This is a genomic window from Burkholderia sp. SRS-W-2-2016 (genome assembly GCF_001931485.1).
GTDB lineage: Bacteria > Pseudomonadota > Gammaproteobacteria > Burkholderiales > Burkholderiaceae > Paraburkholderia.
Genome location: NZ_MSDV01000034.1, coordinates 58,465 through 85,440 on the forward strand (window position 1 = coordinate 58,465; position 26,976 = coordinate 85,440).

Sequence of the window (26,976 nt, forward strand, 5' to 3'; positions counted from 1 at the left end):
GTGGGCTTACGGCTTGCGAGGCTGGAAGGCTCAGCGGCCCTCGGGCAGCGACCGCCAGCAGCACCGCTCATTACCCCGCTGGCGCCCTACCAGGTCGCCTAGCGCGAATCCTTGTTCAGCCAGCGGCGCCCTTCGATCGACCCCGCCTTGCGGGTCTTCTCGACGCGGCGCTGCCGCGACAGCTTCGGGTCCACCAGCAACGGCCGGTAGATTTCGACCCGGTCGTGATCGGCGAGCACGGTATCCAACGGCTTGAGCTTGCCGAACACGCCGACCTTCTGCGTAGCCAGATCGATCGACGGAAAACGCTGCAAAATCCCGCTCGCGTCGAGCGCCTGTTGCAGCGTCGCGCCCGCGGGCAATTCGACCGGAATCAGCGTCTGCCCATCGGCCAACGCGTAGCAGACCTCAACCGACAGATGCGCGCTCATGCTTTGCCATAGCGCTGATCGGCGCGCTTCACGAAGGATTCGACGAAGGTGTTGGCGATGTGATTGAACACCGGCCCGATGATCTTCTCCAGCAGGATATTGGTGAATTCGTAGTGCAGCGCGAATTCGATCTTGCAGGCATCGGCGCGCAGCGGCGTGAAGCGCCAGAAGCCGGTGAACTTGCGAAACGGACCGTCGGCGAATTCCATATCGATCCGGGTGGGCCGCTCCATCGAGTTGCGTGTGGCGAAGTGCTGCTTGATGCCCTTGAAGTTGATATCGATCTTCGCTTCCATGCCGGTTTCGTCCTGGCGGCGAATTTCGACGCCTCCGCACCAAGGCAGGAAATTGGGGTAATCGGCGACATCGGTGACGAGGTCGAACATCTGCTCCGCCGAATGGCGAATCAACACGGTTTTCTGGACATCTGCCATAAATTGAACAGCGCGTGGCAAGGGTGGACAAGCGCCGCGGGCTTTCCTTGCACCGCTTTGCTAAAATCGTGATTTTAAACGAGTTGGGCGCTTTCCATTCATGAGCATCATCGACAACAGAAAAGCCTTTTACGACTACTCGGTCGAGGAGCGCTATGAGGCAGGCCTCGTGCTCGAAGGATGGGAGGTCAAGGCATTGCGCGCGGGGCGCGGCCAGATCAAGGAAGGCTACGTGGTGATCCGCAACGGCGAGCTGTTCCTGATCGGCACGCACATCAGCCCGCTGCCCGAGGCGTCGACCCATATCCATCCCGACCCGGTGCGCACGCGCAAGCTGCTGCTGCACAGCGAGGAAATCAGCAAGCTGATCGGCAAGGTCGAGCAGCGCGGCTATACGCTGGTGCCGCTGAACTTCCACTACAAGAACGGCCGCGTCAAATGCGAAATCGGCCTCGCGAAGGGCAAGAAAATGCACGACAAGCGCGAGACCGAGAAGAAGCGCGATTGGGAGCGCGAGAAGGCGCGCCTGATGCGCTCGCCGACCTGATCGTCGAGTGCGGGCCGGGCTTGCTGCTCGGTCCAACTTCGATACGTTGATAAAAAATGGCCCGCACGATGATGTGCGGGCCATTTGCTTTTGCGGGGAAAGATCGGCGCGTGGGCTCACCACGCGTGATTAGCGAACTCAGCTTCGAATAACGTCGCCGCCGGGCTTGCCCTTGTTCACGATCGCCAGCGCCGACGCGATCATCGAGCTCATATTCGACATATCGCCCGGCACGATCAGCGTGGTGCCCTGCTTCGCCAGATTCGAGAACGCATTCACGTATTGTTCGGCCACCTTCAGGTTGACCGCGTCCATCCCGCCGTTCGACTGGATCGCGGCCGCGATCTTCTGGATCGCCTGCGCGTTCGCTTCGGCCACCGCCAGAATCGCCGCCGCTTCGCCCTGCGCCTGATTGATCGCCGCCTGACGCTCGCCTTCGGACTTCTGGATCGCCGCCTCGCGGCCACCCGACGCGATATTGATCTGCTCCTGCTTGCGCCCTTCCGATGCCGCGATCAGCGCGCGCTTTTCGCGCTCGGCGGTGATCTGCGCCTGCATCGCATGAAGGATTTCCTTCGGCGGCGTCAGGTCCTTGATCTCGTAGCGCAGCACCTTGACGCCCCAGTTCGCGGCGGCTTCGTCGAGCGCGGAGACGATGCTGTGATTGATGAAATCACGCTCCTCAAAGGTCCGGTCGAGTTCGAGTTTGCCGATCACCGAGCGCAGCGTGGTCTGCGACAGCTGCGTGATCGCGAACACGAAGTTGCTCGAACCGTACGACGCCTTCATCGGATCGGTGACCTGAAAATACAGCACGCCGTCGACCTGCAACTGCGTGTTGTCGCGCGTGATACAGACCTGGCTCGGCACTTCGAGCGGAATTTCCTTCAGCACGTGCTTGTACGCGATCCGGTCGACGAATGGAAACGCAAAGCTCAAACCCGGCGTCAGCGTCGCATGATAACGGCCGAGTCGCTCGAGCACCCACGCATGCTGCTGCGGCACGATCTTGATGGTCTGCGACGCCAGCACGATCACGACGATCAGCAGCACTGCCGCGACGATGGTTGAATCCATATGACTACCTCCGGTCCGCGTTTGGAATTGTTGTGCGCAGGTTGCACGACCTGCGTGATGCGCGCTTTCAGGCTGGCGAGCTTCGGCTCGCGACGACCACGAGACAACTGCCGCGCAACTCCCTGATTTCATAGTTTTGCGCGTCTTCGGGTTCGCCATCGGCGAGTTCGACGTCCCAAGCGGCGCCACGATAGTTGACGCGCGCCTTGCGCCCTTGCCAGGCCGGCACGCTCACCGTCTGGCCGATATCCATATTGACGTCCGGGTTACGCGACGCATGTTCGCGCTTGCGCCGTCCAAAGCGCGAGCGCCGCAGCAGCACGACCGCCGCCAGCGCGACCACCGCGGCGACCGCGAACTGCACATCCGCGTTGGCCCCGGCAATATGCGCGAGCGCGGCCGCGACGAAGCCGAACGCGATCATCAACAGATAGAAGGTGCCGCTGGTCAACTCCAGCACGACCAGCACACCCGCCCCGATCCACCAGAACAGCCCACCAGGCGCCACGTCGACCTCCACAAAGCAAAACACCCCGGATCTACCGGGGTGTTTATAGCACGAAGCGAACGTGTATTTAACGGGTGTCGCGGCAGGCGTCGGTGGGTTTAACAATCACCACGCCAGCCGTTATGCATACCGCCTGAAAAGCGGCATGCACGACTTCGTCAATTACTGTTTCGACTTGGCCAGCTGCTGCCACGTCTCGACGATCGTGTCAGGGTTCAGCGAGATCGACTTGATGCCTTCGTCGGTCAGCCATTGCGCGAAATCCGGATGATCGGACGGGCCCTGACCGCAGATACCGACGTACTTGTCGAGGCGCAGGCAGGTTTCGATCGCACGCTTGAGCAGGAACTTGACCGCCGCGTCGCGCTCGTCGAAGTCGACCGCGAGCAGTTCCATACCGGAGTCGCGATCGAGGCCGAGCGTGAGCTGCGTGAGGTCGTTCGAACCGATCGAGAAGCCGTCGAAGTACTGCAGGAACTCTTCGGCGAGGATCGCGTTCGACGGCACTTCGCACATCATGATCAGGCGCAGGCCTTTCTCGCCGCGCTTCAGCCCGAACTTGCCGAGCAGCTCGACCACGCGTGCCGCCTGCTTCAGCGTACGCACGAACGGCACCATGATCTCGACGTTGTCCAGACCCATCTCTTCACGCACCTTCTTCAGCGCGACGCATTCCATCTGGAACGCCTCGGCGAAGTCTTCCGCGATATAGCGCGACGCGCCGCGGAAGCCGAGCATCGGGTTTTCCTCGTCCGGCTCGTAGCGCGAACCGCCGATCAGCTTCTTGTACTCGTTCGACTTGAAGTCCGACATACGCACGATCACGGGCTTCGGATAGAACGCCGCCGCGATCGTCGCGATGCCTTCGGTCAGCTTGTCGACGTAGAACGCGCGCGGCGACGCGTGACCGCGCGCAACGCTTTCGACCGCCTTCTTCAGGTCCTGATCGATGTTCGGGTACTCGAGAATCGCCTTCGGGTGCACGCCGATGTTGTTGTTGATGATGAACTCGAGACGCGCGAGACCGACACCTGCGTTCGGCAGTTGCGAGAAGTCGAACGCGAGCTGCGGGTTGCCGACGTTCATCATGATCTTGACCGGAATCTCCGGCAGCTCGCCGCGCTGCACTTCGGTGATTTCGGTTTCGAGCAGACCGTCGTAGATCTTGCCTTCGTCGCCTTCCGCGCACGACACGGTGACGAGCGCGCCGTCCTTCAGCACGTCGGTCGCGTCGCCGCAGCCGACCACCGCCGGCACGCCGAGCTCACGCGCGATGATCGCCGCGTGGCAGGTCCGGCCGCCGCGGTTCGTAACGATCGCCGCTGCGCGCTTCATCACCGGCTCCCAGTTCGGGTCGGTCATGTCGGCGACCAGCACGTCGCCCGGCTGCACGCGGTCCATTTCCGACGGATCGTGGATCACACGCACCGGACCCGCGCCGATCTTCTGGCCGATTGCACGGCCGGTGGTCAGCACGTTCGACTGGCCCTTCAGCTTGAAGCGCTGTTCGGCCTTGCCGCCGCCCTGGCTCTTCACGGTTTCCGGACGCGCCTGCAGGATGAAGATCTTGCCGTCGCGGCCGTCTTTACCCCACTCGATGTCCATCGGACGCTGGTAGTGCTTTTCGATGATGACCGCGTACTTCGCCAGTTCGATCACGTCTTCGTCGGTGATCGAGAAGCGGTTGCGCTGCTCGTGCGCGACGTCGACGGTCTTCACGCGGCCCGGCTCGCCCGGCTTGGTGAATTCCATCTTGATCAGCTTCGAGCCGATCGAGCGGCGGATGATCGGGTACTTGCCTTGCGCGAGCGTGGTCTTGAAGACGTAGAACTCGTCCGGATTCACCGCGCCCTGCACGACGGTTTCGCCGAGGCCGTAGCTCGACGTGATGAAGACCGCGTCCTTGAAGCCCGATTCGGTGTCGAGCGTAAACATCACGCCGGCGGCGCCGACGTCCGAGCGCACCATGCGCTGCACACCGGCCGACAACGCGACTTCAGCATGCGTGAAGCCCTTGTGGACGCGATAGGAGATAGCGCGGTCGTTGTACAGCGACGCGAACACGTGCTTCATGCGATCGAGCACGTCGTCGATGCCGACCACGTTCAGATAGCTTTCCTGCTGACCGGCGAACGATGCATCCGGCAGGTCTTCCGCGGTCGCGGACGAGCGCACGGCAAACGACAGCTCTTCGGGCGAGCTGTTTTGCAGCGTGTCGAAACCCGCGCGAATGTCAGCCTCGAGCTGCGGCTGCAGCGGCGCGTCGACGATCCATTGACGGATCTCCTTGCCCGCTTCGGCGAGTGCCTTCACGTCGTCGACGTCGAGCGTTTCGAGACGTTTGGCGATGCGTTCGGTCAGATTGTTGTGCTGCAGGAAGTCGCGGAAAGCGAGCGCCGTGGTGGCGAAACCGGTCGGCACGCGCACGCCTGCTTCGGCGAGCTGGCTGATCATCTCGCCCAGCGACGCATTCTTGCCGCCGACGATTTCCACGTCGGTCATCCGCAACTGCTCGAACGGAACTACATACGCCTTATCCTTTGCGACGGTAACTGCGTTAGTCATACAAGCCCCTAAGTGTGAAAGAAATTCACGGCTGTGCAAGTGGGCTTGAACACGGGCGGCCCATTGGAAGCTCGACCCCGTGTCTTGCACAACCTGTTAGATAAGCAATCGCGGTGGCATTCAACGCGGACGCGGCGCGCTGAGCGAGCGCGCCGGCCGTGCGATGAAGAAGAACGCGATTGGCGGAGTTTGCCGTTCGATCCATCATGTTCGACGCACGTTGGCGACCAATAACATGATGTTGAACGTTCGTTCGCGGCGAGTTAGCCGCCAATCGCCTGCAATTGCTTATCCAACAGGTTGCCGCTATTCTACCGTGCCGACTCCTGAAATGTGGCAGTCGGACGAGAATTGCGCCTCGATTCGCGCCCCGACCCAGCCAGCGGGCTTCTGCGCGGCATGAAGGCCCGGGTGCGAGCGTGGCGCTCACGGCGCGCTGCGTCGACGTCGCCCGTCTCCGGTCAGCCACCGGACCGCGGCAGCGCCGCAGCGCTGATAGATCCGAGCGCGCTGCGCTTCGCCATTGTCGACGCGCAAACGCCGCTCACGTTCCCAGTTCCACTGATGCCGCCCACCGTATTCATCGTCTCCGACGGTACCGGGATTACTGCCGAAACCTTCGCGCATTCGATCCTCTCCCAGTTCGACCAGAAATTCCGCCTGGTTCGCGTGCCTTTCGTCGACTCGACCGAAAAGGCCTATGTGACGCTCGAAAAAATCAACGAGTCGGTCATCCAGGACGGCCGCCGGCCGATCGTCTTCACGACGCTCGTCGATAGCGCGTCGAATCAGATCGTCAAGGGCTCGAATGCGCTTGTGCTCGACATGTTTCAGACCTTTGTCGAGCCGCTGGAGCAGGAGCTCGAACTGAAGTCGAGCCACGCGATGGGCCGCGGTCACCAGAACGCGGACACCGAGGAGTACAAGAACCGGATCGAGGCGATCAATTTCTCGCTCGCGCACGACGACGGCCAGTCGAACCGCAATCTGGCAGACGCGGACGTGATCCTGGTCGGCGTGTCGCGCAGCGGCAAGACGCCGACCAGCCTCTATCTGGCGATGCAGTATGGGGTGAAGGCGGCGAACTATCCGCTGATTCCGGAAGACTTCGAACGCGGCAAGCTGCCGACGCCGCTGCTCGAGCACCGGCAGAAGATGTTCGGTTTGTCGATCGATCCGCAGCGTTTGTCGGAGATCCGTAACGAGCGGCGCCCGGGCAGCAAGTACGCGGCGCTGGAAAACTGCCGCTACGAGATCAACGAAGCCGAGACGATGATGCGGCGCGAGGGGATCAAGTGGCTGTCGTCGACCCACAAGTCGATCGAAGAAATCGCGACGACGATCCTGCAGGAAATCAAGCTGGACCGGCCGTCGTATTGAGCGGCGCCTGACTTTGACGCGTTGCGCGGCCGGACACAACGGCGCGCAACGCCATTTGCTTACTTCGGGCTCCTGGCCCCACCGCGCTGCTGCCGGCACTGCTCGAACACGCAGACCGCCGCCGCGGCCGCCACGTTCAGCGATTCCATTCCGCCCGGCTGCGGAATCGTCACCCGCAACGACACCGCGTCGCGCCAGATCTGCGACACCCCCGCCCCTTCGTTGCCGAACACCCACGCGAGCGGCCCGCTCAGGTCGCAGTCATAGATCGCCTCGGCGCCGTGCGAGTCGGTGATCACGACCGGCACCGCCAGACGTTCGAGCAACGTGCCCGCTTCGACGTCCTCATGAATCTGCAACAGGAAATGCGCGCCCATCCCCGAGCGCAGCACCTTCGACGACCACGCATACGCGGTGCCCGGCGCGCAGAACACGTGCTCAATGCCGGCGGCGGCCGCGCTGCGCAAAATCGAGCCGACGTTGCCCGCATCCTGCACGCCATCGAGCACGAGACAGTTGTGCGTGATCCGTTCCGGCAGAGGCGCGTCGAGCTTCTCGACCAGCAGCACAAGGCCGACCCCGTGCACGACGTTCGATAGCTGACCGAACAATGCATCGGGCAGCGTCACGAGCCGGTGCTCGTCGATGCGCGACACGATCGCCTGCGCTTCGTCGTGACGCAGCGCGCCTTCGGTGACGACGCACAACTCGGGCTGACCGGCGACGTCCAGGTACGCACTCGCCAGATGGAAGCCTTCGAGCAGCGCATGGCCGCTGCGGCGCTGTTGATGCGTCGAACCGGCCAGTGCCTTCAGGCGCTTGTAGAGCGGATTGTCCCGCGAGGTGATGGCTTTCACAGGCAGCGAAGGCAATGAGAATGGATAAGGGAGGAACTGGCGCTTCGGAACTGCGACGCGGACCGTGCGTGGACCGCGCCGCCGCGGTCTTTATGCGAGACCGGCCGCGCCGAACGCGTCGTTATCGAGCAGCGCATCGGCCACGACGACCGCCTCGGCCGTCACTAAAGGCACAGCCGTGCCGAAACGCAGATGCGCTTCACGCACCGGCGCGAACGAACGCCGATGATGCGCGCACGGACCATGCTCGCGCAGCGCCGCCAGATGTTGCGGCGTGCCGTAACCGGAATGCGCGTCGAAGCCGTACATCGGAAAGGCCTCGTGCAACTGGAGCAGCATGCGGTCGCGTGTGACCTTCGCGAGAATCGACGCCGCCGAAATGCTCTTCACGAGCGCGTCGCCGCCGATCACCGCCTCGCTGCGAATGGACAGCGTCGGGCAGCGGTTGCCGTCGATCTTGACCAGCGTCGGCACGACCGCCAGGCCCTCCACCGCGCGCTTCATCGCGAGCATGGTGGCGTGCAGAATGTTCAGCGAATCGATTTCCTCGACCGTGGCCGACGCGATGCAGTAAGCGAGCGCGCGATCGACGATCTTCTCGTACAGCTCTTCGCGCTTCTTCGCGCTGAGCGCCTTCGAATCGTCGAGACCGCGAATCATCGGCTTGGCCGGATCGAAGATCACCGCCGCGGCGACCACCGGACCGGCCAGCGGTCCGCGCCCCGCCTCGTCGACGCCGCAGACGATGTCTTCAGCACTCTCGAAGTTTAGGCCGGCCTGGGTAGTCACCCGGACCACGGCCGCGGTCTTGCGGCGCGGCGCGCGCGCTGCGGTCATGGCCGCCCCGCCCGCTGTTCGACGACGCTCGCGACCACTTCCGCCGCGCGCTGCGCGGTGTTCTGCTTCAGCACGTGATGCATCTCCGTGAAGATTTCCGTCAGCGTGCGCCGGTTCGCTTCGTCGCGCAACTGTTTCAGGGTCGCCTCGGCGAGCGCCTGCGGAGTCGCGAAGTGCTGCAGGATTTCCGGCACCACGAAGCGCCCGGCCAGAATGTTCGGCAGGCCGACATATGGCAGATAGCCCTGACGGCGCATGATCTGGCCGGTCAGCCAGGGCACCTTGTACGAGATCACCATCGGCTTTTTCAGCAGTGCGGCTTCGAGCGTGACGGTACCGCTTTTCACGAGGATCGCATCGGCGGCGGTCATCGCGAGTTGCGACTGGCCGTCGGTGATGGTCAGCGCGAGGCCCGGATGCGCGTCGACGAGCGGCTGCAGCATTGCGCGCAGCGTCGGCGTGGCCGCCGGCATCACGAAGCGCAGACCCGGCTCCTGATGCTGCATCATTTCCATCGCCGCGAAAAACGTCGGGCCGATCAGATCGATTTCGGAGCGCCGGCTACCCGGCAACACCGCAATCACCGGGCCGTCTTCCGCAAGGCCGAGCTGGCGGCGCGCGCCGAGCGTGTCCGGCTCGAGCGGAATCTGGTCGGCGAGCGGATGACCGACGTACGACGCCGCGACGCCCGCTTTTTCGAGCAGCGCGGTTTCGAACGGGAACACGCACAGCATGTGGTCGACCGCTTTCGCGATCTTCTTGATGCGCCCGCCGCGCCACGCCCAGATCGACGGACAGACGAAGTGCACGGTCGGAATGCCGGCATCGCGCAGCCGATGCTCGAGCCCGAAGTTGAAATCGGGCGCATCGACGCCGACGAACACCGACGGCGGCTCCGCGAGCAGCTGGCGCTTCAGTTCGTTGCGGATGCCGAGAATTTCGGGGATGTGCCGCAGTGCTTCGACATAGCCGCGCACCGTCAGCTTTTCCATCGGCCAGTGGGCATCGAAACCCGCGGCGATCATGCGCGGGCCGCCAATGCCGTAGTACTGCGTGCCATCCGGCAGCCGGCTGGAGAGACCGTCGAGCAGAGAGGCGGCGAGCAGGTCGCCGGACGGCTCGCCGGCCACCATCGCGACGCGCAGCGGACTGGGTTGCAACGCCATCGCCTAGCGGATGATGCCGCGCTGCGACGCTTCGACGAACGCGAGCAGCGTCTGCACCGGCGCGTCGCCGTCACCGCCAGCCGCGCCGAGTTCGCGCAGCTGCACCTTCGCCTCTTCGAGCGACAGACCGTTCTTGTACAGCACGCGATACGCGGTCCGCAGCACCGAAATCGCGTCCGCTGAGAAGCCGCGGCGACGCAGCCCTTCGACGTTGATCCCGTGCGGCTCGGCCTTGTTACCCGCGGCAATCACGAACGGCGGGATGTCCTGCACCAGCGCCGACGCGCCGCCGAGCATCGAATGCGCGCCGATGCGCACGAACTGATGCACGCCCGACATGCCGCCGATGATCGCGTGGTCGCCGATCGTCACGTGGCCGGCCATCTGCGCGTTGCTCGACAGGATCACGTTGTTGCCGACGTGGCAGTCGTGGCCGATGTGCACATAGGCCATGATCCAATTGTCGTCGCCGAGCGTGGTGACGCCGGCGTCCTGCGTGGTGCCGGTGTGGATCGTGGTGAATTCGCGGATCGTGTTGCGGTTGCCGATCACGAGCCGGGTCGGCTCGTCGCGGTACTTCATGTCCTGCGGACGGCCGCCGACCGATGCGTAGTGGCCGATGCGGTTGTCTTCGCCGATCGTGGTGTGCCCTTCGATCACGCTGTGCGACCCGACCGTGCTGCGCGCGCCGATCGTCACGTGTGCGCCGATCACGGCGTACGGTCCGACTTCGACGGATTCGTCGAGCTGCGCGCCCGCTTCGATGATCGCAGTGGGATGAATCCTGCTCATGCGTCCTCGCTTCTGATTCTGTTGCGTTGTCTGGATGGACTCGCGCGCGGGCCGGGAGCGCGCTCTGCGCGCGCCGCCGCTGGCCCGCTCACGGGCTTCAGGCGTCTTTGTCCGTGTGGCGCACCGCGCACATCAGATCGGCTTCCGCCGCGACGACGCCGTCCACTTCCGCGCGCGCCTTGAACTTCCAGATGCCGCGCATATGGCGCTCGAACGTGCAGTTCAGGATCAGCTGGTCGCCCGGTTCCACCACGCGCTTGAAGCGCGCATTGTCGATGCCGACGAACAGATACAGCGTGTTCGACGGATCGCTCGGCTCTTCCGAGAACGTCAGCAGCGCCGCGGTCTGCGCGAGCGCTTCGAGGATCAGCACGCCAGGCATCACCGGCCGCGTCGGGAAGTGTCCCTGGAAATACGGCTCATTGATCGACACGTTCTTCAACGCTTTGATGCTCTTGTGCGGTTCGAGTTCGAGCACCCGGTCGACCAGCAGGATCGGATAACGATGCGGCAGCAGCGTGAGAATCTTATGAATGTCGAGATTGATTTTTTCGGTGCTCATGGTGTTTCTGCTCACGCATTGACTGCGCGATGATGACTGCGGATGCTGGTGCAGGTGGGTTGAGAACGCGCGCGGCCGGCGCCTCTCGTGACCGGCGGCCGTGCCACCCGGTCACGGCAACCGGCTTTGCTTCCTGATGCTCGCCCGCTATTTTACGCGGTGCCGGCGCGCCGCCGGTGATCTTAGGTGTTTGTACCCGGGGATGAGTCGGCTGCCGGGTTGCCGCCGGCATGGGCGCCCTTGTCCGCCGCGGCGGCTGCGTTCGCTTCGAGTGCCTTGATACGGTCGCGCAGCTTGTCGATATTGCGCAGCAGCGCGGCGCTCTTGTTCCAGTCGGCGTGGTTCACGGCCGGGAACGCGCTCGTGTACATGCCGGGCTTGAGCAGCGACTTCGACACGCCGGACTTCGCGGTGACGATCACGTAATCGGCGAGCGTCACGTGGCCGGCAATCCCGACCGCGCCGCCGATCATGCAGTGACGGCCGATCGTGGTGCTGCCCGCGATGCCCGCGCAGCCCGCGATCACCGTGTACGCGCCGACCTTGCAGTTGTGACCGATCTGCACGAGGTTGTCGATCTTCACGCACTCCTCGATGATCGTGTCGGCCATCGCGCCGCGGTCGATCGTGGTGTTCGCGCCGATTTCGACATCGTTTGCGATCGACACGCCGCCGACCTGCGGAATCTTCACCCAGCTGCCGGTGCGCGCCTCGCCTTCGCCGACGAAGTCCGGCGCGAAGCCGAAGCCGTCCGAGCCGATCACCGCGCCGGCGTGCACGATCACGCGCTCGCCGAGCTTGCAGCCGTAGTAGACGGTCACGTTCGGATACAGATGCGAGTTCGCGCCGACCCGCGTGCCGCGGCCGATCACGACGTTCGCGTCGAGCCGCACGTGCTCGCCGATCACCGCGCCCGCTTCGACCGTGACGCGCGGGCCGAGCACCGCGCTCGCCGCGATCTGCGCGGACGGGTCGATGACCGCGCTCGGATGCACGCCGGGCACCGCCTTCGGCGCCGCGAGGTCGATGAAGGTTTGCGCGACGCGCGCAAAGTAAGCGTACGGATTCGGCGTGACGATGAAGTTACGGCTGTCCGGCGTGGCCAGCTTCGCGAGGTCGCCGGCGCTGATCAGCACCGCGCCCGCGCGGGTCGTCTCGACCTGCGACAGATACTTCGGATTGGCGAGGAACGCCAACTGGTCCGGGCCTGCCTGGTCGAGCGGCGCGAGACTGCCCACGCGCTGCGAACCGTTACCGACTACTTCACCGCCGAACCGCTGGACGATGTCCTCGAGCGTAAATCCCATGCCTATCCTGTCTCCTGTCCTGCGGTGCTCAGTTACCCGACGCCGCCAGTGCCTTCAGCACCTGGTCGGTGATATCGATGCGCGGGCTCACATACACCGCTTCCTGCACGATCAGATCGTAGTGCTGCGTTTCCGCGATCTGCTTGATGACCTTGTTCGCGCGATCGAGCACCGCCGCGAGTTCCTCGTTGCGGCGCTGGTTCAGATCTTCGCGGAACTCACGCTGCTTGCGCTGGAAGTCCGAATCGAGCTGCGACAGGTCGCGCTGCTTCTGCGCGCGGTCGGCGGTCGACAGCGACGCGCCGCTCTTGTCGAGCGAATCGGACATCGACTTGAGCTTCTGCGCCATGTCGGCGAGATCCTTGTCGCGTTTCGCGAATTCGGCCTCGAGCTTGACCTGCGCGGCCTTGGCCGCAGCCGATTCGCGCAGGATCCGGTCGGAATTCACCGCGGCGATTCTCGCCTCCTGCGCATGCGCGACCCCGACGCCCAGTGTCATGGCCAGCGCCAATGCGCACGCTACACGTTTCGAAAACATTCCGGTTAGCAAAGTCATCCTCTCGATACTGTAGTTTGCTGCCCGCTTCCGGCCGCCAGCGGCCGGAAGCGTCGTCGCTCCGATCAGAACGCGGTCCCGATCTGGAACTGGAACTTCTGATACTGGTCGCCGGTGTGCTTGGTCAGCGGGAAGCCGAGGCTCAGCTTGAGCGGGCCGATCGGCGAGATCCACGCGAGACCGACACCGTAGCCGTAACGCAGACCGTTCGAGCCCACCGACGTCGCCGCCGAGCTCGCATCCGCCCACACGTTACCGGCGTCGAGGAACGTGAACACACGCAACGTGCGGTCATAACCGGTGCCCGGCAGCGGGAACGTCAACTCGATATTGCCGACCAGCAGCTTCGAGCCGCCGATCGGGTCGCCGGTCGTCTTGTCGCGCGGACCCAGCGAGCTCGGCTCGTAACCACGCACCGAACCGATACCGCCCGCGTAGTAGTTCTTGAAAATCGGATAGGGCTTGCCGGACAGACCGTTACCGTAACCGCCCTGGAAGTTGAAGCCCAGCACGAAGCCGCGCGCGAACGAGTAATAGTACTGCGCGTTGATGTCGGCCTTGTAGTACTGCGTGCCGCCGATCGGCGTGCCGTACTCGGCGTTCGCCTGCGCGAAGTAGCCGCGGCTCGGTACCAGCGCGCTATCGCGCGCATCGCGCGACCAGCCCACCGTGAGCGGCACGTTGTTCGAAATGCGGCCGAAGTCTTCGACGTATTGCTTGTACGAAGCCGGCGTGTTCGCATCGACGTCCAGCTGGTTCTGCTCGAAGCCCGCGCCGAAGTACACGGTGTCGACTTCGGAGAACGGGATGCCGAACTTCAGGTCGCCGCCGAGCGTGACGATCTTGAAGCTCGAATCCGTCGAGTAGTACAGCGGCTGATACGTGCGGTAGTAGACGTCGGTAATGCGCTTGATGCCGTCCACCGTGAAGTACGGATCGACCTGGGTGACCGTCAGCGTGCGGTACGTCTTCGCGGTATTGATGTTCACCGACAGACTGGTACCGGAGCCGAACACGTTATCTTGCGAGATACCGGCCGACAGCACCACCTTGTCCGTCGACGAAAAACCCGCGCCGAGCGTGATCGCGCCGGTCGGCTTTTCAGCGACCTTCACGTCGATGTCGACCTGGTCGGGCGTGCCTTCCACCGGAATCGTCGTGACGTCGACGTCGGTGAAGTAGCCCAGACGGTTGATACGGTCCTTCGACAGCGCGAGGCGGTTCGAATCGAACCACGAGCTTTCGAGCTGGCGCATTTCGCGGCGCACCACTTCGTCGCGCGTGCGGGTGTTGCCGACCACGTTGATGCGGCGCACGTACACGCGGCGGCTCGGATCGACCTGCAGCGTGAGGTCGACCGTGTGGTTGTTCTGGTCGATCTGCGGCTGTGCGTTGACGGTCGCAAATGCGTAGCCGTATTCGCCGAGCTTGTCGACGATCGCCTTCGTGGTGGCCTGCAGCTTTTCCGCCGAGAAGCGGTCGCCCGGTTTGATCTTGATCAGCTTCTTCAGCTCTGCTTCGCGATCGAGCAGATTGCCGGCGAGGCGGATGTTCGAAATCGTGTACGGCTCGCCTTCATGCAGCGTGACCGTCAGGTACATGTCCTTCTTGTCCGGCGAGATCGACACCTGGGTCGACTCGATATTGAACTCGAGGTAGCCGCGGTTCAGGTAATACGAGCGGATGTTCTCGAGGTCGCCGGTCAGCTTGTCTTTCGCGTACAGGTCGTTCTTCGTGTACCACGAGAACCAGTTCGGCGTGGACAGCTGCATTTCGTCGCGCAGCGTGCCGGTGCTGAAAGTCTTGTTGCCGATGAAGTTGATCTGGCGGATCTTCGCGCTCGGGCCTTCGGCGACCGAGAACAGAATGCCGACCCGGTTGCGGTCGATCGGCGTGATCGTGGTGGTGACTTCAGCCGCGTAGAAACCGCGCGTCAGGTACTGACGCTTCAGTTCCTGCTCGGCCTTGTCGACCAGCGCCTTGTCGTAGTAACGGCCTTGCGACAGCCCGACCGCGCGCAGCGCCTTGATCAGGTTGTCCTTCTCGAACTCGTGAATGCCGGCGAAGTCGATCGTGCCGATGGCCGGACGCTCCTGCACCTGCACGACGACCACGTTGCCTTCGGTCGCGATTCTGACGTCGTTGAAGAAGCCCGTTGCATACAGCGCGCGAATCGCTTCGGACGCCTTGTCGTCGGAGAATGTATCGCCTTGCTTGATGGGCAGGTACGCGAACACGGTGCCCGGTTCGACGCGTTGCAATCCCTCAATGCGGATGTCTTGCACCACGAAGGGCGTCGTTGCGTGAGCAACCAGCCCATGCGCGGCGAGTGCCGCGGCTATAACCGTCTTTGGACCAAAGCGATGAGGTTTAAACAACGTGCTTCCCCAGTGTGTATAGCTGCATCAGGTCGGACGGCCGCCCTCTTGAACGCCGCCAGACACTTTAGAAATGGATTAAACGAGCCAGGTCGTTGAACAGCGCAATCGCCGACAATGCGACGATGCAGGCGAGACCCGCCCTCTGAAAAACGAGTTGCCAGCGATCGGAGACAACTTTACCGGTCACAGCTTCAACCAAATAATATAACAGATGACCCCCGTCCAATACCGGAATCGGTAGCAGGTTCAGCACGCCGAGGCTAATGCTGACAAGGGCCAGGAACGACAGAAACGCGGTGGGACCCAGACGTGCGCTCTTTCCCGCGTAATCGGCGATCGTCACCGGACCGGACAGATTGCGCAGCGATGCTTCGCCGACGATCATCCGCCCGAACATCCGCACCGAGTACACCGACAGCTCCCACGTGCGATGCGCGCCGAGCCGCAGACTGTCGATCGGTCCATAACGCACGTCGATCGACGGCACCTGGGTCGCCAGTTCCGCGCCGATGCGGCCGATCTGCTGCCCGCTCGCCGCATCGCGCTGCGCTTGCGGCACGATGCTCAGTTCTTCGAGCTTGCCCGCCGGATGGCCGCCACGGCCGCCGCGCTCGATCTGCAGCACGACCGGCACGCCGGCGTGCGATTTGACATAGGCGATGCACGCCGCGGCGTTGTCGGTCGGCACGCCGTTGAGCGCGCGCAGCCGGTCGCCGGCGACCAGCCCCGCCTTCTGCGCGGCGCTACCCGACTGCACGCCCGCGACCGTCAGCTTGCCGCCGCCGGGCTCGAAGCCCAGCCGCGCCATCAGGTCGTCGTCGACTTCTTTCTCGGTCAGGCCGCGCAGGTCCAGCGGGAAATCGGAGATGCCGTGCGAATCCTTCGCGGCCAGCACGATGTGCTGGTGATCGAACGCGGCACCGAGCAGCTTCCAGCGCAGATCCGACCACGAGCGCACCGGCTCGGTCTCGTCGCTGTTGCCAGTGCGTACGCCGACGATCGTCTCGCCGCCCTCGAAGCCGGCCATGGCCGCGGGCGTATTCGGCGCGGGCGTCGCGATCACCGCAGCGGGCTCGGTCACCCCGGTCGCGAAGACCAGCGCGAACAGCACGATCGCGAGCAGGAAGTTGGCGACCGGGCCGGCCGCGACGATCGCGATCCGGCGCCACACCGACTGGCGGTTGAACGCGTGCGGCAAGTCGGCGGCGGGAATCGCCGCGGTGCCGGTTTCGCGCTCGTCGAGCATCTTCACGTAGCCGCCCAGCGGCAGCGCGGAGATCGTCCACTCGGTGCCGGTCTTCGGGCTGACCCACTGAACGAGCGGCTTGCCGAAGCCGATCGAAAAGCGCAGCACCTTCACGCCGCACAGACGCGCGACGCTGTAGTGCCCGTACTCGTGGACCACCACGAGCACCCCAATCGCAACCGCGAAAGCGAGCAGTTCGATCAGCAGATTCATAAGCGCCTCACTGGACGGCGCGTTCCGTACGACGGGCGCCGTCGGGCAGACGCGCGATGAATTCGGTAGCGGCGCGGCGCGCGGCGGCGTCGGCCTCGATCACGTCGTCGAGCGCGTGCGCGCTGCGGTTCGGCAATGCGTTGAGCACCGAGTCGACCACCTGGGCGATCGCCATGAAGCCGATGCGCCGGGTCAGGAACGCGTCGACCGCGACTTCGTTCGCGGCATTGAGCGCGGCGCTGGCGACGCCGCCCTCGGCAAGCGCCTTCATCGCGAGCGCGAGGCACGGGAAGCGCGCGTAATTGGGCTTCTCGAACGACAGCGAGGCGATCTCGGCGAGATCGAGCTGCGCGACGCCGGAGTCGACCCGGTCGGGGAACGCCAGCGCGTGCGCGATCGGTGTGCGCATGTCGGGGTTGCCGAGCTGCGCGAGCACCGAACCGTCCGCGTACGACACCAGCGAATGGATCACGCTCTGCGGATGGATCAGCACCTCGATACGCTCGCCGGGCAGATTGAACAGCCAGTGCGCCTCGATCACTTCGAGACCCTTGTTCATCATCGTCGCCGAGTCGACCGAAATCTTGCGGCCCATTACCCAGTTCGGATGCTTGCACGCTTCGTCCGGCGTCACGTCGACGAGGGTCGCCGGTTCGCGGGTGCGGAACGGCCCGCCCGACGCGGTCAGGATGATCTTCGAGACACCGCCGTGCAGCGATGCTTCGCGCGGCAGGCACTGGAAAATCGCGTTGTGTTCGCTGTCGACCGGCAGCAGCACCGCGCCGTTGTCGCGCACCGCGTCCATGAAGATCGCGCCGGACATCACCAGCGCTTCCTTGTTGGCGAGCAGGATGCGCTTGCCGGCGCGCGCGGCGGCCAGACTCGGCGCGAGGCCGGCCGCGCCGACGATCGCCGCGACTACCGTGTCGCAGCCGTCGCTCTTCGCGACGTCAACGAGCGCTTGCGGCCCGTACGTGACCTCGGTCTTGCTGCCCGCTTCGCGCAGCTTCGCGGCGACCCGCGCGGCCGTATCGGCGTCGCCGACCACCGCGACTTCGGGCGCAAAGCGCAGGCATTGCTCGACGAGCTTGTCGCCGTTGCGATGCGCGGACAGCGCGTAAATCGAGAAACGCTCGGGATGACGCGCGACGACGTCGAGCGTACTGTCTCCAATCGAGCCCGTGGAACCGAGCAATGTCAGACGTTTTTGCATATCTCTTTCTCTAGCCGAGCAGCAGCATGGCGAGCGGCAGCACCGGCAACAACGCGTCGATGCGATCGAGCACGCCGCCGTGCCCCGGCAACAGACCGCTCGAATCCTTGACGCCGGCCTGGCGTTTCAACATCGATTCGAACAGATCGCCGACCACGCTGAAGATCACCAGCAGGGTCAGCGCGAGCACCGTGCGCAGCGCGCCCAGTTGCGCCAGCAGCGCAGAATACAGGGTCGGCTCGAACGCGTGCAAAAAGATCGCCGCCGCAGCGACGATCATCACCAGCAACCAGCCGCCGATCGCGCCCTCCCAGGTTTTACCCGGACTGATCGCGGGGGCCAGCTTATGCTTGCCGAATGCTTTTCCGGAGAAGTATGCGCCGATATCGGCGAGCCATACCAACAGCAGCAGCGACAGCACGAACGGCACGCCCTGCACGCGGGCGGCGACCAGCGCATGCCAGCAGGCCACGAACGTGACGATGCCGGCCAGAAACAGGAACGCGCGCCACGCGCCCTGCGCGAGCACCGGCTTGCGCAGCAGCACGAACGGACCGGCGATCACCCAGAACACCGCGGCCGCCTGAAAGAACGGCCGCGCGGCTTCGGGACCGATGCCGGCGCGCGTGCTCGCGACCAGCGCGAGTGCCGCGATCAGCGCATACACGATCGGACCGGCGCCGCCGAGCTTGAGCAGGCGCGCCCACTCCCACGCGGCGAACACGACGACGAAGGCGATCAGCGCGCCGAACCCGCCGATCGGCGCGAACAGCGTGACGGGCAGCAACACTGCCAGCAGGACGATCGCCGTGATGACACGGGTCTTTAGCATGGAAGCGAATCGACGTTTTGCGATTGCGGCTCGAGTTGAGCACTGGTGCGGCCGAAACGGCGTTCCCGTTCGGCGTACGAAGCGATGGCATGACCGAGCGCGTCGGCATCGAAGTCAGGCCAGAACGTGTCGGTGAAATAGAACTCGGTGTACGCGAGCTGCCACAGCAGGAAGTTGCTGACCCGGCGCTCGCCGCCGGTACGGATGAACAGGTCCGGCTCCGGCGCGTAGGCCATCGACAGATGCTCGGCGAACGAGTCCTCGCTGACCTCGACCGTCTTGCCGGTCGCGGCCGCCTGTTCGACGAGCTTGCGGGTAGCCTGCATGATGTCCCAGCGACCGCCGTAGTTCGCGGCGATGGTCAGCGTGAGACGGGTATTGCGCGCGGTCTTGGTTTCCGCGCGTTTGATCAGATCGCGAATCTTCGCGTCGAAGCGGTCGAGATCGCCGACCACCCGCAAACGGATCCCGTTCGCGTGCAGTTTGCCGATTTCGCGCTCCAGCGCGGTCACGAACAGGCGCATCAGGAACGACACCTCTTCGTTCGGGCGGCGCCAGTTCTCCGAGCTGAACGCGAACAGCGTCAGATACTCGACGCCCTTGCGCGCGCACGCCTCGACGGCCGCCCGCACTGCGTCGACGCCGCGCGTATGGCCCGCCACGCGCGGCAGACGCCGCTGGGTGGCCCAACGGCCGTTGCCATCCATGATGATCGCGATATGTCGCGGCACCGCGGCGACTTCAGGCACGCGCACGGTTGAGCTGGTATAGGTCATGGCCGTCGGGACAGTAATGCCAGTAAAGAAGTGGAAATCAAAAGGACTGAGCCGGGCGGCGTCAGACCGTCATGATCTCGGCTTCTTTCGTCGTGACGAGCTTGTCGATTTCAGCGACGAACCGGTCCGTCAGCTTCTGAACGTCGTCACCTGCGCGACGCTCGTCGTCTTCCGAGATTTCCTTGTCCTTGACGAGCTTCTTCAACGTCTCGTTGGCGTCGCGGCGCAGATTGCGCACGGCCACCTTGGCGGTTTCGGCTTCGCTGCGCACGACCTTGGTCAGCTCGCGACGACGCTCTTCGGTCAGCGCGGGCATCGGTACGCGGATCACGTCGCCGTGGGTGGCCGGGTTCAGACCGAGGTCCGACTCGCGGATCGCCTTTTCGACGACCTGCACCATCTTCTTTTCCCACGGCTGCACGCCGATCGTGCGGGCGTCGATCAGCGTCAGGTTCGCGACCTGCGAAATCGGCACCGGCGAACCGTAGTAGTCGCACTGGATATGGTCGAGCAGGCCCGTATGAGCACGGCCCGTACGGATCTTCGACAGGTCGTTCTTGAACGCGTCGATCGAACGCTGCATTTTCTGCTCAGCGCCCTTCCTGATATCAGCCACAGACATTTTTTAACCTCCGAACCTTCTAAACGGTGCGAGCCGCCCGGCACGCGCGATGCGGCGGCCCGGGCTCGCGTCAAAGCCCACTAATGTAAACGAGAGTTTACACGTGGACGAGGGTGCCCTCGTCCTCACCTTGTACGATGCGCTTGAGCGCGCCCGGTTTGACGATCGAAAACACGCGGATCGGCAGCTTCTGGTCGCGGCACAGCGCGAACGCGGTCGCGTCCATCACCTGCAGATTGCGGCCGATCGCCTCGTCGAAGCTGATCGTCGTGTAACGGGTCGCGCTCGAATCCTTCTTCGGATCGGCCGAGTAGACGCCGTCCACCTTGGTCGCCTTCAGCACCACTTCCGCGCCGACTTCCGCGCCGCGCAGTGCGGCGGCGGTATCGGTCGTGAAGAACGGGTTGCCGGTACCGGCCGCGAAAATCACGACTTTGCCTTCCTCGAGCTGGCGGATCGCGCGGGGCCGGATGTACGGCTCGACCACCTGATCCATGCGCAGCGCCGATTGCACGCGCGCTTCGATGCCGGCGTGGCGCATTGCGTCCTGCAATGCCAGCGCGTTCATCATCGTGGCCAGCATGCCCATGTAGTCGGCCGTTGCGCGATCCATACCGGCCGCGCCGCCCGCGACGCCGCGGAAGATATTGCCGCCACCGATCACCACGGCCAGCTGCGTTCCGAGACGGACCACCTCGGCCACGTCCGCCACCATTCGTTCGATGGTCGCGCGATTGATGCCGAAGGCATCGTCGCCCATCAGAGCTTCACCGGAGAGTTTGAGCAGGACGCGTTTGTAGGCAGTGGGCATAGAGGTATCCAGATCGCGCAGAACAGGGCAACAACAAGGGACTAATGTAGGGGTGAAATGCTGATTCGGGCAAGCGCCGCCAGCTCGGCGAACCGATGAGGTCCGCCGACGGCGGCCGCGCGGCGAGGGTCAACCCGGGCGCGGCCTTGCGGTACTGCCGAGCGCGGCGGGATCTTGCCCCGCCGCGGGTCCAACGGTACAGCGTTGAAGCTTAGGTAAGGCTTATTGTTGCTTTGCAGCAGCGACCTGGGCGGCCACTTCCGCCGCGAAGTCGTCCTGCTTCTTCTCGATGCCTTCGCCGACCACGAACAGCGTGAACTTCTGCACGCTCGCGTTCGCTGCCTTCAGCATCTGTTCGATCGTCTGCTTGTCGTTCTTCACGAACGTCTGGTTCAGCAGCGACACTTCCTTCAGGTACTTCTGCACGCTACCGTCGACCATCTTCGCGACGATTTCAGCCGGCTTGCCCGATTCGGCGGCCTTCTGTTCAGCGATGCTGCGTTCCTTGGCGATCAGCTCCGCCGGCACGTCGTTCGACGACAGCGAAACCGGCTTCATTGCCGCAACGTGCATTGCGACGTCCTTGCCGACCTGCTCGTCCGCGCCGGTGTACTCGACCAGCACGCCGATGCGCGTGCCGTGCAGGTACGCTGCCAGCTTGTTGGCGGTGTCGAAGCGCACGAAACGGCGGATCGACAGGTTTTCGCCGATCTTGCCGACCAGTGCGAGACGCACTGCGTCGACGGTCTGGCCGTCCAGCGGGAGTGCCGACAGAGCAGCGACGTCAGCCGGGTTTTGCGTTGCGACCAGCTCGGCGATCTTCTTCGAGAAAGCCAGGAAGTCGTCGTTCTTCGAGACGAAGTCGGTTTCGCAGTTCAGTTCGACCAGCGAACCAGCGTTGCCGGCGATGAACGATGCGACCACGCCTTCAGCCGTCACGCGCGATGCAGCCTTGCTCGCCTTGTTGCCGAGCTTCACGCGCAGCAGCTCTTCAGCGCGCGCCAGATCGCCGTCGGCTTCCGTCAGCGCCTTCTTGCATTCCATCATCGGCGCGTCGGTCTTCGCGCGCAGTTCTGCAACCATGCTTGCGGTAATTGCCGCCATCATTTGCTCCTTGGGTTCTGTCTGTGACACGCCGCCCGCACTTCGATGCCGGCGGCAGGAATTCGTTTCAGCGTTTTCGCGTAATTTTACGGACGACCTGTTGTTGCCGTCCGCCAGCACCTTGCCAGATGCGTGTTACAAGTGTCGCGACTTAAAAAAAGGGGGCCTGTAGAAAGCCCCCTTTTATGCCGGACACTGGGCAGCCTTACGCTTCCGAGTTGACCTCGACGAACTCGTCGCCGTCGCCGCCGCGTGCAGCCTGGACCACTTCGTTGACCGCGTTCGCACGGCCTTCGAGGATCGCGTCGGCCACGCCTGCCGCGTACAGGGCGACTGCCTTGCTGGCGTCGTCGTTACCCGGGATCACGTAGTCCACACCTTCCGGCGAGTGGTTCGTATCGACCACGGCGATGACCGGAATGCCGAGCTTGTTCGCTTCGGTCACGGCAATCTTGTGGTAGCCGACGTCGACGACGAAGATCGCGTCCGGAATGCCGCCCATGTCCTTCACGCCGCCGATCGACTTCTGCAGCTTGGCCATTTCGCGTTCGAACAACAGCGCTTCCTTCTTGCTCATGCGCTCGGTTTCGCCTGCTTCCAGCGCTGCTTCCATGTCCTTCAGGCGCTTGATCGAAACCTTCAGCGTCTTGAAGTTGGTCAGCATGCCGCCGAGCCAGCGTGCGTTGACGAACGGCATACCGGCGCGCTGCGCTTCCTGGGCGATCGTGTCACGCGACTGACGCTTCGTGCCGACGAACAGGATCGTGCCACGGTTCGATGCCAGCTGACGCGCGTACTTCAGCGCGTCGTTGTACATCGGCAGCGTCTTTTCGAGGTTGATGATGTGAATCTTGTTGCGGTGACCGAAAATGAACGGAGCCATCTTCGGGTTCCAGAAGCGGGTCTGGTGACCGAAGTGGACACCTGCTTCCAGCATTTGACGCATCGTAACTGCCATGAAATTCTCCACGAGGGTTGGGTCTTAAGCCGGCTGCCGTATCGGCCGCGTCCGCCCGCACTTTCGTGCGCTGCTGTAAAACGCGTCGACACCCTGGGTGCGCCGGCTTGCGAATTGGCTGCCTGAATCGCTACTTTGCTCGCGACACAGACAACCGAAGTGCCGCGACAAGCCGCTCCGCCCCACCTGTCATGCACGGAATGCAACGACAAGGGACAAGATCGACTTAGCCGAAGAGTATAGCACGTGACTATCGGGTGACTCAACCTGCCGCGCCTCTCTCAAAAGCCTGCGGCAGCCGGAATATGGTGCGATAATCCCGCAATAAATCGCATTTCAGGCCCGACTCATGGCTATTACGCTCAAAAACGAACACGATATCGCCCAGATGCGCGTCGCCTGCCGGCTCGCCAGCGAGGTGCTCGACTACATCACGCCGTTCGTCAAGGCCGGCGTCACGACCGGCGAACTCGACCGCCTGTGTCACGAATACATGCTGAAGGAACAGGGCACGGTCCCGGCGCCGCTCAATTATCAGCCGCCCGGCTACCCGCCCTACCCGAAAGCCACCTGCATTTCCGTCAACGACGTGATCTGCCACGGCATTCCGGGCGACAAGGCACTGAAAAACGGCGATGCGCTGAATATCGACGTCACCGTGATCAAGGAAGGCTACTTCGGCGACACGAGCCGTATGTTCATCGTCGGCGAAGGCTCGATCATGGCGAAGCGCCTTGTGCAGGCCACCTTCGAGTGCATGTGGCTCGGCATCGACCAGGTGCGCCCCGGCGCGCATCTCGGCGATATCGGCTATGCGATCCAGAAGCATGCGGAAGGCCTCGGCTACAGCGTGGTGCGCGAGTATTGCGGCCACGGCATCGGCACCGTGTTCCACGAAGACCCGCAAATCCTGCATTACGGCCGCCCCGGCACCGGGCTCGAACTGCAGGCGGGCATGATCTTCACGATCGAGCCGATGATCAACGCCGGTCGCCGCGATATCCGCACGATGCCCGACCAGTGGACCGTCAAGACCAAGGACCGCAGCCTGTCCGCGCAGTGGGAGCACACGGTGCTCGTCACCGAGACCGGCTACGACGTGCTGACCGTGTCGGCCGGCACGCCAGCGCGTCCGCCGCTCGTCGCGGCCACTGCCTGAGCGCACTTCGACCCTTTTCGCCCGCCCTCCAATGAGTAGCGTTCCAGCCGTTGCCCCTGCCCATGCGTCGTCGCTCAAGGCGGACTACAAAGTGGCCAAAGCCCAGTTGCTGGAACGCTTTCGCACCGCGACCAACGTCGATGCGCTGATGGCCGCGCTCGCGCGCGCCACCGATCATTCGCTGCGCGCCGCGTGGGACACCTGCGAGCTGCCGGACGATCTGGCACTCGTCGCGGTCGGCGGCTATGGGCGCGGCGAGCTCGCGCCGCATTCCGACATCGACATTCTGGTGTTGTTGCCCGACACGCCGCTGGAGCATCTGGAAGCGCGCATCGAGCGCTTCATCAGCCTCGCGTGGGACCTCGGGCTGGAACTGGGCAGCAGCGTGCGCAGCGTGTCGCAATGCCTCGAGGAAGCGGCCAACGACGTCACCGTGCGCACCTCGTTGCTGGAGGCGCGGCACATCACCGGCAGCACCGCGCTGTTCGACGATTTCGCTCGGCGCTACCGCGACGCGCTCGACCCGAAGGCGTTCTTCCAGGCGAAGGTGCTCGAAATGCGCCAGCGCCACGCGAAGTTCCAGGACACGCCGTACGCGCTCGAACCGAACATCAAGGAAAGCCCCGGCGGACTGCGCGATCTGCAGCTGATTCTGTGGATCACCCAGGCGGCCGACTTCGGCAGCAGCTGGCGCGAACTCGAGGCGCGCGGGCTGATCACCGAGCGCGAGGCGCGCGAACTACGCCGCAACGAGGGTTTCCTGAAATCGCTGCGCGCGCGGCTGCACGTGATTGCCGGGCGCCGCCAGGACATTCTGGTGTTCGATCTGCAAACGCCCGTTGCCGAAAGCTTCGACTACCAGCCGACCGCGACCAAGCGCGCGAGCGAACAGCTGATGCGCCGCTACTACTGGGCCGCCAAAGCCGTCACGCAGCTCGCGACGATCCTGATCCAGAACATCGAGGCGCAGCTGTTTCCGAGCACCAGCGGGATCACCCGGGTGCTGTCGGATCGCTTCGTCGAAAAACAGGGCATGCTCGAAATCGCGTCCGACGACGTGTTCCAGCGCGAGCCGAATGCGATCCTCGAAGCGTTCCTGCTGTACGAGCGCACCCCCGGCGTGAAGGGGCTGTCGGCACGCACGCTGCGGGCGATCTACAACGCCCGCGATGTGATGGACCAGCACTGGCGCCGCGATCCGGAAAACCGCCGGCTGTTCATGGAGATCATCCGGCAGCCGGCCGGCATCACCCACGCGTTCCGGCTGATGAACCAGACCAGCGTGCTCGGGCGTTATCTGCTGAACTTCCGGCGCATCGTCGGGCAGATGCAGCACGACCTGTATCACGTGTACACGGTCGATCAGCACATCCTGATGGTGCTGCGCAATCTGCGCCGCTTCGCGATCGCCGAGCATGCGCACGAATATCCGTTCTGCAGCCAGCTGATCGTGAACTTCGACCGGCCGTGGGTGCTGTACGTGGCGGCGCTGTTCCACGACATCGCGAAAGGCCGCGGCGGCGATCACTCGACGCTCGGCATGGCCGACGCGCGCCGCTTCTGCCGGCAGCACGGGATCGAAGGCGAGGACGGCGAGCTGGTCGTGTGGCTCGTGCAGCAGCACCTGACGATGAGCCAGGTCGCTCAGAAGCAGGACACCAGCGACCCCGAAGTGATCAAGCGCTTCGCCGAGCTGGTCGGCACCGAACGCCGCCTGACCGCGCTGTACCTGCTGACGGTCGCCGATATCCGCGGCACCAGCCCGAAGGTCTGGAACACGTGGAAAGGCAAGCTGCTCGAGGACCTGTATCGCTCGACGCTCGCCGTGCTCGGCGGCGCCACGCCCGATACCCATTCGGAACTGAAGTCGCGCCAGGAAGAGGCGCTCGCGCTGCTGCGCCTCGAAACCGTGCCGGAAGGCGCGCAACGGGCGCTGTGGGACAAGCTCGACGTCGGTTACTTCCTGCGCCACGACGCGGCGGACATCGCGTGGCAAACTCGCGTGCTGTACCGCCACGTCGAAACCCCGACGCCGCTCGTGCGCGCGCGGCCATCGCCGATCGGCGAGGCGCTGCAGGTACTGGTCTACGTGAAGGATCAGCCGGATCTGTTCGCGGGCATCTGCGCGTATTTCGACCGCAACGGGCTGTCGGTGCTCGATGCGCGCGTCAGCACGACGCGTCACGGCTACGCGCTCGACAATTTCCTCGTCGCGCACACCGAACAGGACGTGCACTACCGCGACATCGCCAATCTGGTCGAGCAGGAGCTCACCGCTCGCCTCGCCGGCCACGGCACGCTGCTGCCGGGTCCGTCGAAGGGCCGGCTGTCAAGGCTGTCGCGCACCTTCCCGATCACGCCGCGCGTCGACCTGCGGGCCGACGAGCGCGGCCAATACTACATCCTGTCCGTGTCGGCGAACGACCGGCCGGGCCTTCTTTATTCGATCGCGCGCGTGCTGGCCGAGCACCGGGTCGGCGTCGCTTCGGCGCGGATCAATACGCTCGGCGAACGCGTCGAGGACGTGTTCCTGCTCGAGGGACACAGCCTGTCGGACAACCGCCTGCAAATCCAGGTCGAAACCGAACTGCTGCGCGCGATCGCAGTGTGAGCTTTTCATGCGAATCAAATTAACAGCCAAG

25 protein-coding genes are annotated in these 26,976 nt (G+C 64.1%); 4 read left to right on the forward strand and 21 right to left on the reverse strand.

Translation table 11 applies throughout. From position 1 onward, the window contains the following. Positions 1–98 precede the first annotated feature (98 nt). The gene (locus BTH42_RS15945) at positions 99–431 is read right to left on the reverse strand and encodes an RnfH family protein (RefSeq protein ID WP_075301053.1); all 333 of its coding nucleotides are present in this window, start codon (positions 429–431) and stop codon (positions 99–101) included. Then, entirely contained in the window at positions 428–865 is a 438-nt protein-coding gene (locus BTH42_RS15950; protein WP_075301055.1) for a type II toxin-antitoxin system RatA family toxin, read from the reverse strand. Before BTH42_RS15950 ends, BTH42_RS15945 begins: the two co-directional genes overlap by 4 nt. A gap of 100 nt (positions 866–965) precedes the next feature. Here BTH42_RS15950 and smpB point away from each other — a divergent pair, with 100 nt between their 5' ends. Further along, positions 966–1,412 carry an SsrA-binding protein SmpB gene (gene smpB / locus BTH42_RS15955; RefSeq protein WP_013089686.1) on the forward strand — a complete coding sequence of 149 codons (447 nt, stop codon included), beginning with the start codon at positions 966–968 and terminating at the stop codon, positions 1,410–1,412. 138 nt (positions 1,413–1,550) lie between these two features. On the opposite strand, the gene BTH42_RS15960 is transcribed toward smpB, so the two are convergent. The 3 genes from BTH42_RS15960 to ppsA all read right to left on the reverse strand — a co-directional run bounded on the left by BTH42_RS15960 (position 1,551) and on the right by ppsA (position 5,562). Continuing rightward, complete coding sequence (locus BTH42_RS15960) at positions 1,551–2,489, reverse strand: SPFH domain-containing protein (protein ID WP_075301057.1); 939 nt, start codon at positions 2,487–2,489, stop codon at positions 1,551–1,553. A 67-nt stretch (positions 2,490–2,556) separates the two neighbouring features. Further along, the gene (locus tag BTH42_RS15965) at positions 2,557–2,997 is read right to left on the reverse strand and encodes an NfeD family protein (protein WP_075301059.1); all 441 of its coding nucleotides are present in this window, start codon (positions 2,995–2,997) and stop codon (positions 2,557–2,559) included. Positions 2,998–3,159: 162 nt separating this feature from the next. Then, positions 3,160–5,562, reverse strand: coding sequence for a phosphoenolpyruvate synthase (gene ppsA, locus BTH42_RS15970; protein ID WP_075301061.1), 2,403 nt, complete (start codon positions 5,560–5,562; stop codon positions 3,160–3,162). Between the two features lie 564 nt (positions 5,563–6,126). Between ppsA and BTH42_RS15975 the strand changes: the two genes are divergently transcribed. Further along, positions 6,127–6,942: a pyruvate, water dikinase regulatory protein gene (locus BTH42_RS15975; protein WP_075301173.1), complete on the forward strand. Its 816-nt coding sequence runs from the start codon at positions 6,127–6,129 to the stop codon at positions 6,940–6,942. Positions 6,943–7,001: 59 nt separating this feature from the next. Here the strand turns inward: BTH42_RS15975 and BTH42_RS15980 are convergent, their stop codons facing one another. The 16 genes from BTH42_RS15980 to rpsB form a co-directional block, all read right to left on the reverse strand. Beyond that, positions 7,002–7,799 (reverse strand): RNA methyltransferase, encoded by a 798-nt coding sequence (locus tag BTH42_RS15980; RefSeq protein WP_075301175.1) that lies wholly within the window; start codon positions 7,797–7,799, stop codon positions 7,002–7,004. A gap of 90 nt (positions 7,800–7,889) precedes the next feature. Next, the gene (gene rnhB / locus BTH42_RS15985; protein WP_075301063.1) at positions 7,890–8,636 is read right to left on the reverse strand and encodes a ribonuclease HII; all 747 of its coding nucleotides are present in this window, start codon (positions 8,634–8,636) and stop codon (positions 7,890–7,892) included. Next, positions 8,633–9,802 (reverse strand): lipid-A-disaccharide synthase, encoded by a 1,170-nt coding sequence (gene lpxB / locus BTH42_RS15990; protein WP_075301065.1) that lies wholly within the window; start codon positions 9,800–9,802, stop codon positions 8,633–8,635. Before lpxB ends, rnhB begins: the two co-directional genes overlap by 4 nt. 3 nt (positions 9,803–9,805) lie before the next feature. Further along, positions 9,806–10,594 carry an acyl-ACP--UDP-N-acetylglucosamine O-acyltransferase gene (gene lpxA / locus BTH42_RS15995; RefSeq protein ID WP_075301067.1) on the reverse strand — a complete coding sequence of 263 codons (789 nt, stop codon included), beginning with the start codon at positions 10,592–10,594 and terminating at the stop codon, positions 9,806–9,808. Between the two features lie 97 nt (positions 10,595–10,691). Then, positions 10,692–11,156 (reverse strand): 3-hydroxyacyl-ACP dehydratase FabZ, encoded by a 465-nt coding sequence (gene fabZ, locus BTH42_RS16000; protein WP_006048683.1) that lies wholly within the window; start codon positions 11,154–11,156, stop codon positions 10,692–10,694. Positions 11,157–11,338: 182 nt separating this feature from the next. Beyond that, a complete protein-coding gene (gene lpxD / locus BTH42_RS16005) occupies positions 11,339–12,463 on the reverse strand; it encodes a UDP-3-O-(3-hydroxymyristoyl)glucosamine N-acyltransferase (RefSeq protein ID WP_075301069.1) in 1,125 nt (374 codons plus the stop codon). Between the two features lie 28 nt (positions 12,464–12,491). Then, positions 12,492–13,013, reverse strand: coding sequence for an OmpH family outer membrane protein (locus BTH42_RS16010; RefSeq protein WP_178392180.1), 522 nt, complete (start codon positions 13,011–13,013; stop codon positions 12,492–12,494). A gap of 71 nt (positions 13,014–13,084) precedes the next feature. Next, positions 13,085–15,397: an outer membrane protein assembly factor BamA gene (bamA, locus tag BTH42_RS16015; protein WP_075301073.1), complete on the reverse strand. Its 2,313-nt coding sequence runs from the start codon at positions 15,395–15,397 to the stop codon at positions 13,085–13,087. Positions 15,398–15,464: 67 nt separating this feature from the next. Then, a complete protein-coding gene (gene rseP / locus BTH42_RS16020) occupies positions 15,465–16,859 on the reverse strand; it encodes an RIP metalloprotease RseP (protein WP_075301075.1) in 1,395 nt (464 codons plus the stop codon). Positions 16,860–16,866: 7 nt separating this feature from the next. Next, positions 16,867–18,072: a 1-deoxy-D-xylulose-5-phosphate reductoisomerase gene (locus BTH42_RS16025; RefSeq protein WP_075301077.1), complete on the reverse strand. Its 1,206-nt coding sequence runs from the start codon at positions 18,070–18,072 to the stop codon at positions 16,867–16,869. 10 nt (positions 18,073–18,082) lie between these two features. Beyond that, positions 18,083–18,904: a phosphatidate cytidylyltransferase gene (locus tag BTH42_RS16030; protein ID WP_075301079.1), complete on the reverse strand. Its 822-nt coding sequence runs from the start codon at positions 18,902–18,904 to the stop codon at positions 18,083–18,085. After that, entirely contained in the window at positions 18,898–19,680 is a 783-nt protein-coding gene (gene uppS, locus BTH42_RS16035) for a polyprenyl diphosphate synthase (RefSeq protein WP_075301081.1), read from the reverse strand. Before uppS ends, BTH42_RS16030 begins: the two co-directional genes overlap by 7 nt. 61 nt (positions 19,681–19,741) lie before the next feature. Continuing rightward, entirely contained in the window at positions 19,742–20,302 is a 561-nt protein-coding gene (gene frr, locus BTH42_RS16040) for a ribosome recycling factor (RefSeq protein WP_075301083.1), read from the reverse strand. A 97-nt stretch (positions 20,303–20,399) separates the two neighbouring features. Next, positions 20,400–21,113, reverse strand: coding sequence for a UMP kinase (gene pyrH / locus BTH42_RS16045; RefSeq protein WP_075301085.1), 714 nt, complete (start codon positions 21,111–21,113; stop codon positions 20,400–20,402). Between the two features lie 222 nt (positions 21,114–21,335). Further along, positions 21,336–22,217 (reverse strand): translation elongation factor Ts, encoded by an 882-nt coding sequence (gene tsf, locus BTH42_RS16050; protein WP_075301087.1) that lies wholly within the window; start codon positions 22,215–22,217, stop codon positions 21,336–21,338. A 205-nt stretch (positions 22,218–22,422) separates the two neighbouring features. Beyond that, complete coding sequence (rpsB, locus tag BTH42_RS16055) at positions 22,423–23,175, reverse strand: 30S ribosomal protein S2 (RefSeq protein WP_018417646.1); 753 nt, start codon at positions 23,173–23,175, stop codon at positions 22,423–22,425. Between the two features lie 349 nt (positions 23,176–23,524). Between rpsB and map the strand changes: the two genes are divergently transcribed. Both map and BTH42_RS16065 read left to right on the forward strand, forming a co-directional pair. Beyond that, positions 23,525–24,334 (forward strand): type I methionyl aminopeptidase, encoded by an 810-nt coding sequence (gene map / locus BTH42_RS16060; RefSeq protein WP_075301089.1) that lies wholly within the window; start codon positions 23,525–23,527, stop codon positions 24,332–24,334. 31 nt (positions 24,335–24,365) lie between these two features. Beyond that, positions 24,366–26,945, forward strand: coding sequence for a [protein-PII] uridylyltransferase (locus BTH42_RS16065; RefSeq protein WP_075301091.1), 2,580 nt, complete (start codon positions 24,366–24,368; stop codon positions 26,943–26,945). Positions 26,946–26,976 lie beyond the last annotated feature (31 nt).

What these genes read in the sequence shown, in the direction of transcription:
- BTH42_RS15945 (WP_075301053.1), bottom strand. Translation starts at nt 431, where the DNA reads ATGAGCGCGCATCTGTCGGTTGAGGTCTGCTACGCGTTGGCCGATGGG.
- BTH42_RS15950 (WP_075301055.1), bottom strand. Translation starts at nt 865, where the DNA reads ATGGCAGATGTCCAGAAAACCGTGTTGATTCGCCATTCGGCGGAGCAG.
- smpB (WP_013089686.1), top strand. Translation starts at nt 966, where the DNA reads ATGAGCATCATCGACAACAGAAAAGCCTTTTACGACTACTCGGTCGAG.
- BTH42_RS15960 (WP_075301057.1), bottom strand. Translation starts at nt 2,489, where the DNA reads ATGGATTCAACCATCGTCGCGGCAGTGCTGCTGATCGTCGTGATCGTG.
- ppsA (WP_075301061.1), bottom strand. Translation starts at nt 5,562, where the DNA reads ATGACTAACGCAGTTACCGTCGCAAAGGATAAGGCGTATGTAGTTCCG.
- BTH42_RS15975 (WP_075301173.1), top strand. Translation starts at nt 6,127, where the DNA reads ATGCCGCCCACCGTATTCATCGTCTCCGACGGTACCGGGATTACTGCC.
- rnhB (WP_075301063.1), bottom strand. Translation starts at nt 8,636, where the DNA reads ATGACCGCAGCGCGCGCGCCGCGCCGCAAGACCGCGGCCGTGGTCCGG.
- lpxB (WP_075301065.1), bottom strand. Translation starts at nt 9,802, where the DNA reads ATGGCGTTGCAACCCAGTCCGCTGCGCGTCGCGATGGTGGCCGGCGAG.
- lpxA (WP_075301067.1), bottom strand. Translation starts at nt 10,594, where the DNA reads ATGAGCAGGATTCATCCCACTGCGATCATCGAAGCGGGCGCGCAGCTC.
- fabZ (WP_006048683.1), bottom strand. Translation starts at nt 11,156, where the DNA reads ATGAGCACCGAAAAAATCAATCTCGACATTCATAAGATTCTCACGCTG.
- lpxD (WP_075301069.1), bottom strand. Translation starts at nt 12,463, where the DNA reads ATGGGATTTACGCTCGAGGACATCGTCCAGCGGTTCGGCGGTGAAGTA.
- rseP (WP_075301075.1), bottom strand. Translation starts at nt 16,859, where the DNA reads ATGAATCTGCTGATCGAACTGCTCGCTTTCGCGGTTGCGATTGGGGTG.
- BTH42_RS16025 (WP_075301077.1), bottom strand. Translation starts at nt 18,072, where the DNA reads ATGCAAAAACGTCTGACATTGCTCGGTTCCACGGGCTCGATTGGAGAC.
- BTH42_RS16030 (WP_075301079.1), bottom strand. Translation starts at nt 18,904, where the DNA reads ATGCTAAAGACCCGTGTCATCACGGCGATCGTCCTGCTGGCAGTGTTG.
- uppS (WP_075301081.1), bottom strand. Translation starts at nt 19,680, where the DNA reads ATGACCTATACCAGCTCAACCGTGCGCGTGCCTGAAGTCGCCGCGGTG.
- frr (WP_075301083.1), bottom strand. Translation starts at nt 20,302, where the DNA reads ATGTCTGTGGCTGATATCAGGAAGGGCGCTGAGCAGAAAATGCAGCGT.
- pyrH (WP_075301085.1), bottom strand. Translation starts at nt 21,113, where the DNA reads ATGCCCACTGCCTACAAACGCGTCCTGCTCAAACTCTCCGGTGAAGCT.
- tsf (WP_075301087.1), bottom strand. Translation starts at nt 22,217, where the DNA reads ATGGCGGCAATTACCGCAAGCATGGTTGCAGAACTGCGCGCGAAGACC.
- rpsB (WP_018417646.1), bottom strand. Translation starts at nt 23,175, where the DNA reads ATGGCAGTTACGATGCGTCAAATGCTGGAAGCAGGTGTCCACTTCGGT.
- map (WP_075301089.1), top strand. Translation starts at nt 23,525, where the DNA reads ATGGCTATTACGCTCAAAAACGAACACGATATCGCCCAGATGCGCGTC.
- BTH42_RS16065 (WP_075301091.1), top strand. Translation starts at nt 24,366, where the DNA reads ATGAGTAGCGTTCCAGCCGTTGCCCCTGCCCATGCGTCGTCGCTCAAG.